This window comes from Ruegeria sp. AF7 (assembly GCF_056541885.1).
Genome location: NZ_JBQFYX010000004.1, coordinates 210585 through 223077, shown reverse-complemented (window position 1 = coordinate 223077; position 12493 = coordinate 210585). Strand labels below are relative to the sequence as shown.

Sequence of the window (12493 nt, the reverse complement as noted above, 5' to 3'; positions counted from 1 at the left end):
CTCATCTCACCGTGACGGTGGTGTTGCCTCAGGCCGCAGGGTCGGCGGCACCCAACAGTTGCACCCCGTTGATCTTCCAGCCTTCCGTCAGCGGGATCATCTGATAGTCCAGAAGATGCACCCGCCCGTTACCGTCCGTAATCATCACCTTCTGCCATAGCGCGCCATCGACCTCGCGCAGTTCCAGAAAACGCACATCGGCGGGGCGCCAGACCATGGGATAGCCATTGCGCACCATCGCGCCGAAATTGTCGGGGTTTCGGAACAGACGCTGGATGCTGGGGCTGGCAAAGGTGAAGGCGGTCGCAAAGTCATCCGCCCGGAAGGCCTGTATCTGTGCCGCGATATTGGCCTCGATCTCGGCACTCTGCGCAAATGCGCCCGACGCCAGCCCGGCGCTCAGGGATAATGCAAGCAGTAGTCGACGCATGGGGCCACCTCCTGTTCCAAGGATAGCCCCATGCCGGTTCAGGTCAAATCAGACCAGCTCTCCGGCCAGTGCCTTGTCGATCAGCGCAATGGTCTCGGGCACGCCGTAAAGCGCGATAAAGCCCCCGAAACGCGGCCCTTGCGAGGCCCCCAGCAGCACCTCATAAAGCGCCGAGAACCACCCTTTCATCGGATCAAACCGCTCGCGTCCGATGGCATAGACCACCGATTGCAACGCCTCATCCTCGGTCGGGCCATCATATGCCTCAAGCGCCGCCTTCAGCGCTTCCAGCGCCTCGCGCTCTTGATCCGTCGGCGCGCGATGCGTGCGCGTCGGCTTGACGAAATCGTTGAAGTACCGCACGGCGAAACCGGCCGCCTTGTCCAGATCGGGATGGCTCTCTGCCGTTGCCTCGGGCGCATAGCGGCGAATAAAGCCCCACAGCGCCTCCTTGTCTTCGGCACCGGAAACCGATGCCAGATTCAGCAGCATCGCAAAGGGAACGATCAGGGTCGATTCCGGCACGTCGCCGCCGTGGATATGCCAGACCGGGTTGTTCAACTGCGCCTTCAGGTCCTGCCCCGGATAGGCGCGCAGCTGCTGATGATACTCATCATAGGCTTTCGGGATCACGTCGAAATGCATCCGCTTGGCCGTCTTGGGCTTTTGGTACATGAAATAAGCCAGCGACTCGGTCGGCGCATAGGTCAGCCATTCGTCAATCGAGACACCATTGCCCGACGATTTCGAAATCTTCTGTCCGTTCTCGTCCAGAAACAGCTCATAGCTGAAATGCTCGGGCGCGCGGCCACCCAAGGCCCGGCAGATCCCGTCATAGATCTTTTCGTTGGTCGCGTGTTCCTTGCCGTACATCTCGAAATCAACGCCCAGTGCCGCCCAGCGCGCCCCGAAATCCGGCTTCCATTGCAGCTTTACGTTGCCGCCGGTGACGGGAACGGTCCATTCCTTGCCGTCTTCATCATCGAAGGTGACGGTATAGGTCTCGGCGCAGACCTTTTTCATCGGCACATACAGAACCCGCCCGGTTTCCGGGTGGATCGGCAGGAAGATCGAATAGGTCTGCTGGCGTTCTTCCCGCAGGCTTTTCAGCATGATGGCCATCACGTCGTCATATTTCTCGACGGCACGCTTCAGAATCTCGTCGAACTGGCCCGAGCGATAAAAGTCGCGCGCCGAGTAGAACTCGTATTCGAACCCAAAGGTATCAAGGAACCGGCGCAGCATCGCGTTGTTATGCTCGCCAAAACTGTCATACTCGCCAAACGGATCAGGAACCGAGGTCAGCGGGCGCTGCAAATGCTCTTCCAGCGCCTCGGGGTTCGGCACGTTGCTGGGAACCTTGCGCATCCCGTCCAGATCGTCCGAAAAACAGATCAGCTTGGTCGGGATGTCCGACAGCGCTTCAAAGGCGCGCTTGACCATCGTGGTCCGCGCCACCTCGCCGAACGTGCCGATATGCGGCAGGCCCGACGGGCCGTATCCGGTTTCAAACAGCACATACCCTTTTTCCGGAGCACCTTTCTGATAGCGTTTAAGCAACCGGCGCGCCTCTTCAAAGGGCCAGGCCTTGGACGACATCGCGGTTTCGCGCAGTTCAGACATTTCAATGTGCTCCATTGGGGAAACGGTCGCGGCTGCACCACGCAACCCGACCGGCCCCTCCTATTGTGCCAGTGCAGCATGAGTCAATAAAGCACCGGTGTTTTCACTGCCCGGAACCCTGGAAAACCGCTTTGTCACGGGGTTTTGCCGCTAATTGACTGTTCTGCCCGCCCTCAGCCTCTGATCCACGCCCCCTGCGTCCGCCATCCCGCACCGGTTTTTCCATCCGCAGGCCTTACTCCAGCCACACTCATGGGGTGGATTTGGCGCGCGAAACATAAAAGACACGGGCGACAGGCTTTGACCTGACCCGGATATTTCGCGTGTTTGCACAGCGGTGCTACGATAGACAGACGCCGGGAAACCTCCCCGGTCCAAAGGAAACGAGATGCGACGCGAAACCACCAACCTGATCCGCTTTGTGCTCGAGGATATCGTCCCGCCGATCCTGCGCGACAGCGCCGCCTTTCACTGGCTTGCGCGCCGTGTCTGGGGGGAACACATTACCCGGCTGGCGGCGTTCCGCGAACGCGCGCCTTTTCTGACAGACGAAGAATACGAAACGCTCTACCGGGAACACCCGCGCGTGCATGACGGAACCGACAATTCCGACGCCTGCATCGACCGGATCGCCAGCGACATTGTTGGCGACAGCATCTGCGACGTCGGCTGCGGCACCGGGGCCCTGCTGCAACGCATCCGCTCCCTACGCCCGGACATCACGGCCATGACCGGCGTCGATTTCGTTGTCGATGACGCTGAAGCCATCGAAAACATCAGATATGTTGCCGCCCGGATCGAAGACCTGCCTTTTGAGGACAACAGTTTCGACACGGTTATCTGCACCCATGTGATCGAACATCTGCTGGATTACCGCCGCGCCATCGCTGAATTGCGCCGGGTCGCGCGCAAGCGGGTCATCATCGTGGTCCCGCGCGAACGGGAATATCGCTACAGCTTCAACCCGCATTTCAATTTCTTTCCCTACACCCACAGCTTTCTGCGCGCCGTGCATCCCAGCCCCAGGTTTCACACCTGCGAAGATATCGGGCGTGACATCTATTACTGCGAGGATCGCCCGGCCGAGGAACCCACCGAAAAGCCCCTCAAGGATCAGGCTGCATGAGCGCAACCGCACCCACAGCGCTGATCTGGACCGGGCTGCTTCTGACACCTGTCATGATTTCGGTCGGACAGGTGCTGTTCAAACTTGCCGGCGGGCGGATCGACGGCCGCACCGCGACCGGGGCGATGGGGGTGTTGCATACCCTGCTCGATCCTTTCTTGCTCGTCGCTCTGGCGATTTACGGCACAGCAACGATACTCTGGATTTACGTCCTCAGGCATGTGCCGCTGTCGCAGGCCTATCCCTTCATGGCGCTCAGCTTCGTACTGGTCCCCCTCGCCTCGTGGCTGTTCGTCGGGGAAACGCTGGGGCTGCGCTATTGGATCGGGGCGGGCCTTTTGCTCAGCGGTATGGCGATAATGAACACCTGACCGGTTCAACCTGCCGCACAGTTGGGGCAAAACAAGATGTTGAACCTGCCCTGCCCCCCTTCTATCCTGCGCCATTGACGAACCCCAAGCAGGATGCCCCGAATGACCGAGCAAGTTCCCCACCCGATGTCCCCACAGGATTGCCTTGTGGCGATCATGGTTGCGATCTCGGCCTCCGACGAAACCATCCGAACCGCCGAGTTGGTCAAGATCGAGGTCGCCGTGAACATGTTGCCGGTCTTCGCCGGGTACGACATCGACCGGATGCGCCACGTGTCGCAGGTCGTGTTTGACCTGTTCGAACAGGAAGACGGGCTGGATGCGCTGTTTGGCCTGATCCGGGACAACCTGCCCGAACGCCTGAACGAAACGGCCTATGCCCTGGCCTGTGACGTCGCTGCCGCTGACGGAACGCTGGCAGAATCCGAACTGCGCCTGCTGGAAGAAATCCGGTACGAGCTGGACATCGACCGCCTGCACGCGGCCGCGATCGAGCGTGGGGCCCGGGCGCGCCATACTGTCTGACGCCTGCTTCAGGCCGGTTTCAGGTTTCAGCTTCCGTAAAGTGACCCCCAGCGCTCCAGCAAGGCGCGCTGCAATTTCCGTGATCTGCTGTTCCAGCTGCGTGCACCATCCGGGCGTTCACGCTGCGCGCGTGGGATCGTGGCGCGATGATCCACGTCGGCGGTAAATATCGCGAATGCCAGATCGACCCCGTCCGCAGTTGTCAGGAAACCGCCCAACCCGGATACAAAGTTCAATGTTCCGGTCTTGGCATCAACCTTGATCGGGTGGTTCTTGACGGGCCGCCCGTTCCGGTCGGTCAGTGCAAAAGGTTTCATCAGGGGCCGCAACATCCCCGACTTCTGCGTTGCAACAAGGGCCGCAACCAAATCCGCCGGTACCATGCGAGAGGCATCGCTCAGGCCCGAATGATCGACCATGGCGATCCCGGTCACGCCGAAACGACTGGCGGCCCACCGGTTCATCTCGGCTGCCGATTCCGCCAGGGTGTGCGGGTCAACACCGCGCGCCCTGGTCGCGGCCAGCCCGACCATCTCGGCCGTCAGGTTGGTCGAGTATTTCAGCATCCCGCGCAGGATATGATCCAATCTGTCGCTGCGATGCACAACAAGATCGACACCCTGCACGCTCTGGCGTGTCACCTGAACACGCTTCAAAACGATTCCGTTCGACCGCGCCAAGGTGCGAAACACATCGCCCGCATACAAAGCGGGCTTGCGCACCGGCAACCAGCGGGCCCCGCCATTGCCCAGCGCACCCTTGGCCACGGTCCAGCGATCCTGCCGCGCGCTTGCCTGATAGGTATAGATCGGCAGGCTGCGATCCTCGACCCGCATGGCCGAGACATCCACCGCAGGCACATAACGCGCGCTGCGGGCATCCATGGTTATGTCATAGCCATTGCCTGCGCGTTTCCATTCGAAATGGACACGATTGAAGTTCAGGGAAATGCCGCTGACGGCCGGGCTATAGCCCACATGATCCGGCTGTTCGGGATCGATGCTGAACACATAAGGCAACGCCCCGTCATAAACCTTGAACGCGCCGCGCACTTCGATAATCCCGGCCTCGCGCAAATTGGCCGCCATCGAGGCCAGCGCATCCGTATCCAGCAGCGGGTCGCCGCCCCCAACCAGAAACAAATCGCCGTGCAGAACGCCCTTCTCGATCCGGCCATCCGCCACCAGGCGGGTCTCGAACCGGTGTTCCGGCCCCAGAACATCCAGCGCATAAAGCGCGGTCATTGCCTTTCCAACGCTGGCCGGGGGCAGACTTGCGCCCTCACCAAACACTTCCAGTTGCGCCCCGGTCGCCACATCCGCAACCGCAAACACAACTTCGCCTTTCAGGCCTGCTGCGGCCACCAATCGCTCGGCACCGCTTAATATGACCCCACGCGCCTGCGGTCTCAGCGATACAAGCGGCGCCTGCGCAAGGCCCGCTGCCGGGATCAGGGACGCCCCCAATCCCCCCAGAAACAAACGACGTGAAAAACGACCAGCCATAGCCGAATTAAAATCCCACAGATCAAAAGCACACAACCACTGTGTTAGATTATGCGCCCGTTGGGGCTATTCCGGCAACACTTCTGCGCCCCATTCGCCGCGCGTCCGGAGTTCGGTCGAACTTACATCGATCATCGGCACGTTCACGAAACACCACGCCGGGGCCAGTGCCTGCCCCAAAAGGTGCCGCGCCTGCCCGTCGATCCGGTACTTCGCATAGACCCGCGCCGCAGGTGACATCCGGGCCGAGATCCGCTCGCCCGGCCGCGCCACCACGCCCACCGGCACAGTGTCCATGATCAGCCGCCAGTCTTTCCAGCGATGAAACTGCGCCAGATTATCCGCGCCCATCAGCCAGACAAACCGTACCTGCGGGTAAAGCCGCCTGAGCGCTGTCAGAGTGTCCGCAGTCGCCCGCGTGCCGACCAGCGCCTCGATATCCGTCACATCCACCTTCGGATGCTGCATCACCTGCCGCGCCGCCACCATCCGCCGCGCAATCGGCGCAGGCCCCCGCTCTTTCAACGGATTGCCGGGTGACACCAGCCACCACACCCGATCCAGCCCAAAGGCCTTCATCGCCTCACGCGTTACATGCACATGGCCCCGATGCGGCGGATCGAATGACCCGCCGAACAGCCCAACGACCTGCCCGGGCCGCGCGTATGGGATGTCGTATCGCTCCATACCCTGCTGATGTTCAGAACCGGGCCGCGTTGTCAATCAATCGGTTGCACGGCGTCGCCCAGCGCAACCCGCCCCGGCCTGACAACTTCGGCGCACCATCCCCCATGCCCCCGCACGGCAGAATAGCCGCCCTTGCCCAGCGCCTCTTCCATCCGGCTGCACGGCGCACAGATCACGGTAAAGCGCAAAACGGCCTCACCCACCTGCACCTCGCGCCCCTTGAGCGCGGCAAGATTGATCCCCGAAACCACCAGATTGCGCCGCAGGGTTTCCGGGGCCACGGGTCCCTGCCCCAGATAAGACCCAATCGCCGCCAGATGCTCCTGCTGGATCAAAGAAACCGCCCGCTTGCCCGCATGGCCCCGGTCGCCTTCCAGCCCATCGGCCGAGACCACCGCCTCCCTCACCACCTCCACCCCAACCCGCCGCTCGGGCCGGACGCCTATCCATTCGACACGTCCTGGCTTCGCCCAACCAGCAATGAGATCTTTCAAAGACATCGAAGGCTCCGAGAATTTAGCACTTCCCTCATCTAGCAGTCTGGCCGTTCCCGAGGCAGCCGCTAAAAGTAATGCTGATTGATTTGTGAATTGGAGCCAAACATGCGCCTGACCATCCCTGAACCCAAAATCAAACTCTACGAAGACGGGTTTGACGAGCACGACAAACTCTCACGCAAACCAACCGGAGACAAACTGTCAGAACTAGTCGAACGGATCGACGACCCACTCGTGATTGCTTTGGATGGAGCGTGGGGCTCTGGTAAGTCTTTCTTCCTGAAATGTTGGGTCGGCCAGCATCTGAAACGAGAAGGCAATACGACTCAAACCGTTTATTTCGATGCCTTCAAACATGATTTTCTAGATGATCCTTTGATTGCCTTGACCGGGGCCATTGCCGAACGATTCGAAGAAGCAGATGACAAAACGGCTCAGAAAGCTTGGAAACAGGCCAAGCAGGTCGCTCCAGCCCTTGGCCGCGCGCTAGTGCGCACTGGGGTTTCGGTGGCCACAGCAGGCCTAGTCACCAAAGCGGATGATTTGGCAGAGGCCGCTATCAACACCGTTTCCGGCGAGTTAGACGGAGCTGTGGCCGATTTCTGGAAACGAGAGAACGGAAAACGCGCTGCGATGAACGCATTTCGACGCGCGCTCATCGATCTGACTGAACCCAAATCATCAAACGGAGCTGAAGCAGTACCCACTAAAAAACTAGTGATTGTTGTGGACGAGTTGGACCGCTGTCGTCCCGACTATGCGTTATCTCTTCTAGAGACAATAAAACACTTCTTCGATGTCGCCGGCGTGCATTTCATACTTGGTGTGAATTTGACCGAACTGCAGAACTGTGTTCGGGCCCGTTATGGCGAACAGACAAACTCTAACGGGTATCTGCAAAAGTTTTTTAATCTTCAGTTTGAACTACCAATTGAAACGCGAATGTCGTCAAATTCCACACTACAAAAATATCTACAAAACATATCGGACAGTATAGACTGTAAAAACACTCAAGGCATTGAATTGCTTAACCTCTACACTAAGAAAGAGAGAGTTGTGCGCAGCCTGAGCCTTCGTGACTTGGAACGGCTTTCAACCTTGGCCATAGTTACTCCTCGGCTGGATACTGAATGGGGTGGTAAATATGCGAAGTGGCTTATTCCCGGTCTCCTCATACTGAAAGTTAAAAATCCAAAGGTGTATTCCGAGCTTAGGGTTGGGAAATTCTCAAAAGATGAGGTTTTGGAGTGGTTCGGGCTGACAGACGACGCGTTCGATGGGCAAGCCATTAACATCAAAACCCAACAGGACCTTTTAACAGTGGTTTGGCAGTACTACTTGGACGCTGAATTTGGAATCCAATCTGACTTTGGTGAAACTGCATTTAATTTTGAGCAAGATCTTGTTCCAGATGACTTACACGGCGTGCCGCGCACTGAGCTTCTTCCCACTTTAATCAACCAGTACTTGGAGCATTTCCAACCAAGCTACAATCGTTGAACCACATCATTGCCCCCACCCACCGCATCCGCTATCACACCGCCCAACCTAATTTTCCGACCCAGAGGACGCGACATGGCCGCCTATCAATATGTCTACCACATGCAGGGTGTCTCCAAGACCTATCCCGGTGGCAAGAAGTGCTTTGAAAACATCCACCTGAGCTTTCTGCCCGGCGTGAAAATCGGTGTTGTCGGCGTCAACGGCGCGGGTAAATCGACGCTGATGAAGATCATGGCCGGTCTGGATACCGATTTCACCGGTGAGGCATGGGCCGCCGAGGGCGCCAAGGTCGGATACCTGCCGCAGGAACCGCAACTCGATGAAAGTCTCACCGTCCGCGAAAACGTCATGCTGGGCGTGGCCGGGAAAAAGGCCAAGGTCGACCGCTTCAACGAGATTGCCATGGAGATCGCCGAGAACTACTCGGACGAGCTGATGGAGGAAATGACCACCCTGCAGGACGCGATCGACGCGGAAAACCTGTGGGATCTGGACAGCCAGATCGATGTCTCGATGGAGGCTCTGCGCTGCCCGCCGGACGATGCCAACATCGCCAACCTCTCGGGGGGTGAGAAACGCCGCGTGGCGCTCTGCAAACTGCTGCTCGAAGCGCCCGACATGCTGCTGCTCGACGAACCGACCAACCACCTGGACGCCGAGACCATCGCCTGGCTGCAACAGCACCTGATCGACTACAAGGGCACCATTCTGATCGTCACCCACGACCGCTATTTCCTCGATGACATCACCGGGTGGATCCTCGAACTCGACCGCGGCCGCGGCATTCCATACGAGGGCAACTACTCCGCATGGCTGGAACAAAAAGCCAAACGGCTCGAACAGGAAGCCCGCGAGGACAAGTCCAAGCAGAAGACCCTGCAGCGCGAGCTGGAGTGGATGCGGCAGGGCCAGAAGGCCCGTCAGGCCAAATCCAAGGCCCGGATCAACGCCTATAACGAGCTGGCAGACCAGTCCGAGCGCGAAAAGCTAGCCCGCGCCCAGATCGTCATCCCCAATGGCCAGCGCCTTGGCGGCAAAGTGATCGAGGTCGAGGGCCTGTCGAAACACATGGGCGACAAGCAACTGATCGAAGGGCTGGACTTTGCCCTGCCCCCCGGCGGCATCGTCGGCGTCATCGGCCCCAACGGTGCCGGTAAATCGACCCTGTTCAAGATGCTGACCGGGCAGGAACAACCCGACAGCGGCACCATCACACTGGGCGACACGGTTGAGCTGTCCTATGTCGATCAGTCCCGCGACGACCTGAAAGACAACGACACCGTGTGGGAGGCGATCACCGGCGGCGCCGAGATCATCCAACTGGGCGACGCGCAGGTCAATTCCCGCGCCTATTGCTCGTCCTTCAACTTCAAGGGCGGCGACCAGCAGAAAAAGGTCTCGCTGCTATCGGGCGGTGAGCGCAACCGCGTCCACATGGCCCGCCTGCTGAAAGAGGGCGGCAACGTCCTGCTGCTCGACGAACCCACCAACGACCTCGACGTCGAAACCTTGCGCGCACTGGAAGACGCGCTGGTCGATTTCGCCGGCTGCGCCGTCGTTATCTCACACGACCGCTTCTTCCTCGACCGGATTTGCACGCACATTCTGGCGTTCGAAGGAGACGCGCATGTGGAGTGGTTCGAGGGCAACTTCGAGGATTACGAAGAGGACAAAAAGCGGAGGCTCGGGCCGGACGCACTGGAGCCCAAGCGGTTGAAGCATAAGAAGTTTGTGCGATGAGGGTTTGAACCACATCTCTAAGGACAGGAGTGAGTAGGCTTCGACCACACCGATTAAACCCACCTACACGAACTATGATGTTAAATCTGGGCCTTCCGTTGCCGCTTTTTGAGTACTGATGGTTCGACTATTTAGCTTCTGCCTAGCTCAGCATGTAGCATAAGTCCTTCCTCATACACTATCCTGTCGAGTTCCTTGATCATGTCCCCAAGGAACCCGACAGTACTAAGTTGAAAGGCCCGCGCGATTTCTGATGGCCTCTTGCCCTCGACGCTTCGAGAAAAAAGATCCGGCGAAATCGAATTGAAATCTTCATCTCCATGTATATCCTCCCAAATTTTCAATGTTCTTCCATACAATTTTTCTCTTGAGATAAATGTTACTAGTATACTTTGCTTTCCCCCAAACCTTACAAAGAATATACCATCCAATGTTGGTATTGGCACCGTCGACTGATGACCTAGAAGGTTTATAGTTGAAACCCATCCAGAAATTTTTCTGATAAATCCCCTAACCTCCCTAAGTGATTTTGCGCCACCCCTTAGATACAATCGCTGCAACGCGTGATTTGAAATGACAGAATGTGGGCTTTCGCAATGCGTCCAACGGCCCAAAGTTTCTTGGTCAAAAAAGTGATTTCGCAAAACTAAACGTGGAAAATCCCCCTGTTCTTGGTGCGCAACCATAAATCTAAGTTTGCGATAGTTTTTTTGGCATTGAAATCCAAATATTTCGTCTTGAAAAGGTCTCCTTAGAGACAAAACCAATCTCTTTCGGTCTCGTTGGCTGTTGTCCTTCCAATTCAATTTTCTCATTATTTTTTCTGAAAACCTAAGGAAATCGCCTTCAAACAACTGGCACTCCTCAACGATTTGACGGGCATGACCTTTCGCCAAATAATCTTTCTCTTTCAATAGATAACTCCATGATTCTGCTGATCTCACCAGTCAGATGGCTAACAGCGCATTGCAATTCAAGACGTGATAGCAAACGTAAGATGAGCACTCGCACCCCTGACGCCAACTGGTAGGCCGGGCTTCAGCCCGGCACCCCTCGAAACACCCACACCTTTACCAACATCCACCGATGAATGTCCTCAAAACCCTTCAATCGATCTGAGGGGAATGGTGGATGCCGGGCTGAAGCCCGGCCTACGGGGGTGTTCTTTGTATCACGGCTCTCCGAATGCGCCGTCTGTCACACCGCCGCTCCATTCCGGATCAACCCGGCCTGCGCGGATATCACGATGAATCGACGAATACGGCCAATCGGTTGGATGCTCCACCAACCCGTGCTTGACCGGGTTCCCCCAACAATACGCCATATGATTACGATAATCCCGTTCGTCCCGAATGGTATGCTCCCAAAACCGACGCTGCCAAACCGCCCCTTCGCGTTTGTTGGCCCGTAGGCCGGGCTTCAGCCCGGCATATCTGCCGGATGTCACAACGGGCAAAACTGTCGGTACCGGTGCCGGGCTGAAGCCCGGCCTACGGTTTGTCTTGTTCACATCCATGGTGAACCGCGCCTTGATCGCACCCCACCGCGTGGAATAATCCGCATCGCCCGGCGGCAAGGTCCACACCGCGTGCAGATGATCGGGCAACACCACAAGCGCATCGCACCAAAACGGACGCTCCCGCTGCGCTTCGGCAAAAGCCGCGCGCAGATGTGCAACCTCGCGGATCAACAGGTCTGACGACCGGTCGGCCAGCGAAACCGTAAAGAAATATCTGGCTCCGGGAATGCGGACGCGGCGATAATCACTCATGCGCGCAAGGTGGCGCAGGTATGACTACCAAGTGGTTAACACGCGCCTTTGCAGGCAACTGCCGCAGGTCGCATGCTCCACCGACCCCCGGTGTCCCATATCACAGCATTCAAGGATGGTTGCAGACGCGGCGCTTACCCGAACCGGTTGCCACGCAGCCGTCCGACACCGAACAGCCCCGTCAGCGCACCAAGCAGCAGCAGCCAACTGGCCGGAAGCGGCACGGCCGAGACGTTCACGTCCACCGGCGTTTCTTCGGACCCGGGCTCATTGCACCACAGCTCGCAGAACTCAGGCCCGGATTCCTCCACGACCTCTGTCCGTTCAGTCAGTATCTCGGGCAAATGCTTGGGTCCTCCAAGCTCGACAAGACGACGACGTCTTTCATTACGGCGCGGGTTCTCTTTCGCGAAGACCGGAGCCTTCAGCTCGTGTTCAAATTCGAACATGTTGTAGAATTTGAGCCCGCCTTCACGCGCGCCCGGCATCGAACCCTCTGTCCCATTTGGAACAGTCAGGGCCTGCGCGGCTCCGGCCCAGCACAACAAGGTTATCGTACAGACAACTTTCATATCCGCCCCCACAGCTGCCAAATAGTATAGCACCGGATAGCGAAATTTCCAAACATAGTGATTAATGAATAAAAACCGTCGGTTGTGAGAAGACCCCCCGCGCAACCGGCCAGAATGACACTGGTCCTGACCACGTGCCTGCA

General features: G+C 58.0%; 13 protein-coding genes. 5 read left to right on the top strand and 8 right to left on the bottom strand.

The features are described 5' to 3' along the window. Positions 1-28: 28 nt before the first annotated feature. Both ACR0AP_RS11050 and ACR0AP_RS11045 read right to left on the bottom strand, forming a co-directional pair. Positions 29-430, bottom strand: a complete 402-nt coding sequence (locus ACR0AP_RS11050) for a DUF4864 domain-containing protein (RefSeq protein WP_480475250.1) — start codon at positions 428-430, stop codon at positions 29-31. Between the two features lie 48 nt (positions 431-478). Then, complete coding sequence (locus ACR0AP_RS11045) at positions 479-2053, bottom strand: lysine--tRNA ligase (RefSeq protein WP_480506786.1); 1575 nt, start codon at positions 2051-2053, stop codon at positions 479-481. Positions 2054-2441: 388 nt separating this feature from the next. On the opposite strand from ACR0AP_RS11045, the gene ACR0AP_RS11040 reads away from it, so the two are divergent. The 3 genes from ACR0AP_RS11040 (at position 2442) to ACR0AP_RS11030 (ending at position 4075) form a co-directional block, all read left to right on the top strand. Further along, positions 2442-3179 (top strand): class I SAM-dependent methyltransferase, encoded by a 738-nt coding sequence (locus tag ACR0AP_RS11040; RefSeq protein ID WP_480506785.1) that lies wholly within the window; start codon positions 2442-2444, stop codon positions 3177-3179. Next, on the top strand, positions 3176-3550 hold the full coding sequence (locus ACR0AP_RS11035; RefSeq protein WP_480506784.1) for an EamA family transporter: 375 nt from the start codon (positions 3176-3178) through the stop codon (positions 3548-3550). The genes ACR0AP_RS11040 and ACR0AP_RS11035 overlap by 4 nt, the downstream gene beginning before the upstream one ends. Before the next feature lie 102 nt (positions 3551-3652). Then, positions 3653-4075, top strand: coding sequence for a tellurite resistance TerB family protein (locus ACR0AP_RS11030; protein WP_209598583.1), 423 nt, complete (start codon positions 3653-3655; stop codon positions 4073-4075). Positions 4076-4101: 26 nt separating this feature from the next. Here ACR0AP_RS11030 and dacB read toward each other — a convergent pair whose 3' ends face one another. The 3 genes from dacB to ACR0AP_RS11015 form a co-directional block, all read right to left on the bottom strand. After that, the gene (gene dacB, locus ACR0AP_RS11025; RefSeq protein WP_480506783.1) at positions 4102-5580 is read right to left on the bottom strand and encodes a D-alanyl-D-alanine carboxypeptidase/D-alanyl-D-alanine endopeptidase; all 1479 of its coding nucleotides are present in this window, start codon (positions 5578-5580) and stop codon (positions 4102-4104) included. A 66-nt stretch (positions 5581-5646) separates the two neighbouring features. Further along, on the bottom strand, positions 5647-6267 hold the full coding sequence (locus tag ACR0AP_RS11020) for a nicotinate-nucleotide adenylyltransferase (protein ID WP_480506782.1): 621 nt from the start codon (positions 6265-6267) through the stop codon (positions 5647-5649). Positions 6268-6299: 32 nt separating this feature from the next. After that, entirely contained in the window at positions 6300-6767 is a 468-nt protein-coding gene (locus ACR0AP_RS11015; RefSeq protein WP_480506781.1) for an MOSC domain-containing protein, read from the bottom strand. A 102-nt stretch (positions 6768-6869) separates the two neighbouring features. Here ACR0AP_RS11015 and ACR0AP_RS11010 point away from each other — a divergent pair, with 102 nt between their 5' ends. Both ACR0AP_RS11010 and ettA read left to right on the top strand, forming a co-directional pair. Then, positions 6870-8264: a KAP family P-loop NTPase fold protein gene (locus ACR0AP_RS11010; protein WP_480506780.1), complete on the top strand. Its 1395-nt coding sequence runs from the start codon at positions 6870-6872 to the stop codon at positions 8262-8264. Between the two features lie 75 nt (positions 8265-8339). After that, entirely contained in the window at positions 8340-10007 is a 1668-nt protein-coding gene (ettA, locus tag ACR0AP_RS11005) for an energy-dependent translational throttle protein EttA (RefSeq protein WP_480506779.1), read from the top strand. Between the two features lie 131 nt (positions 10008-10138). Here the strand turns inward: ettA and ACR0AP_RS11000 are convergent, their stop codons facing one another. The 3 genes from ACR0AP_RS11000 to ACR0AP_RS10990 form a co-directional block, all read right to left on the bottom strand. Continuing rightward, positions 10139-10921: a hypothetical protein gene (locus ACR0AP_RS11000; protein WP_480506778.1), complete on the bottom strand. Its 783-nt coding sequence runs from the start codon at positions 10919-10921 to the stop codon at positions 10139-10141. Positions 10922-11178: 257 nt separating this feature from the next. Further along, positions 11179-11778 (bottom strand): REP-associated tyrosine transposase, encoded by a 600-nt coding sequence (locus tag ACR0AP_RS10995; RefSeq protein ID WP_480475230.1) that lies wholly within the window; start codon positions 11776-11778, stop codon positions 11179-11181. A gap of 134 nt (positions 11779-11912) precedes the next feature. Continuing rightward, positions 11913-12350, bottom strand: a complete 438-nt coding sequence (locus tag ACR0AP_RS10990; RefSeq protein WP_480486720.1) for a hypothetical protein — start codon at positions 12348-12350, stop codon at positions 11913-11915. Between the last annotated feature and the right edge of the window lie 143 nt (positions 12351-12493).

Bases quoted from the DNA above. Each gene is read 5' to 3' on its own strand.
- ACR0AP_RS11030 (WP_209598583.1), top strand. From the start codon at position 3,653: ATGACCGAGCAAGTTCCCCACCCGATGTCCCCACAGGATTGCCTTGTG.
- ettA (WP_480506779.1), top strand. From the start codon at position 8,340: ATGGCCGCCTATCAATATGTCTACCACATGCAGGGTGTCTCCAAGACC.
- ACR0AP_RS10990 (WP_480486720.1), bottom strand. From the start codon at position 12,350: ATGAAAGTTGTCTGTACGATAACCTTGTTGTGCTGGGCCGGAGCCGCG.
- ACR0AP_RS11010 (WP_480506780.1), top strand. From the start codon at position 6,870: ATGCGCCTGACCATCCCTGAACCCAAAATCAAACTCTACGAAGACGGG.
- ACR0AP_RS11040 (WP_480506785.1), top strand. From the start codon at position 2,442: ATGCGACGCGAAACCACCAACCTGATCCGCTTTGTGCTCGAGGATATC.
- ACR0AP_RS11045 (WP_480506786.1), bottom strand. From the start codon at position 2,053: ATGTCTGAACTGCGCGAAACCGCGATGTCGTCCAAGGCCTGGCCCTTT.
- ACR0AP_RS11020 (WP_480506782.1), bottom strand. From the start codon at position 6,267: ATGGAGCGATACGACATCCCATACGCGCGGCCCGGGCAGGTCGTTGGG.
- ACR0AP_RS11035 (WP_480506784.1), top strand. From the start codon at position 3,176: ATGAGCGCAACCGCACCCACAGCGCTGATCTGGACCGGGCTGCTTCTG.
- ACR0AP_RS11050 (WP_480475250.1), bottom strand. From the start codon at position 430: ATGCGTCGACTACTGCTTGCATTATCCCTGAGCGCCGGGCTGGCGTCG.
- ACR0AP_RS11015 (WP_480506781.1), bottom strand. From the start codon at position 6,767: ATGTCTTTGAAAGATCTCATTGCTGGTTGGGCGAAGCCAGGACGTGTC.
- dacB (WP_480506783.1), bottom strand. From the start codon at position 5,580: ATGGCTGGTCGTTTTTCACGTCGTTTGTTTCTGGGGGGATTGGGGGCG.
- ACR0AP_RS10995 (WP_480475230.1), bottom strand. From the start codon at position 11,778: ATGAGTGATTATCGCCGCGTCCGCATTCCCGGAGCCAGATATTTCTTT.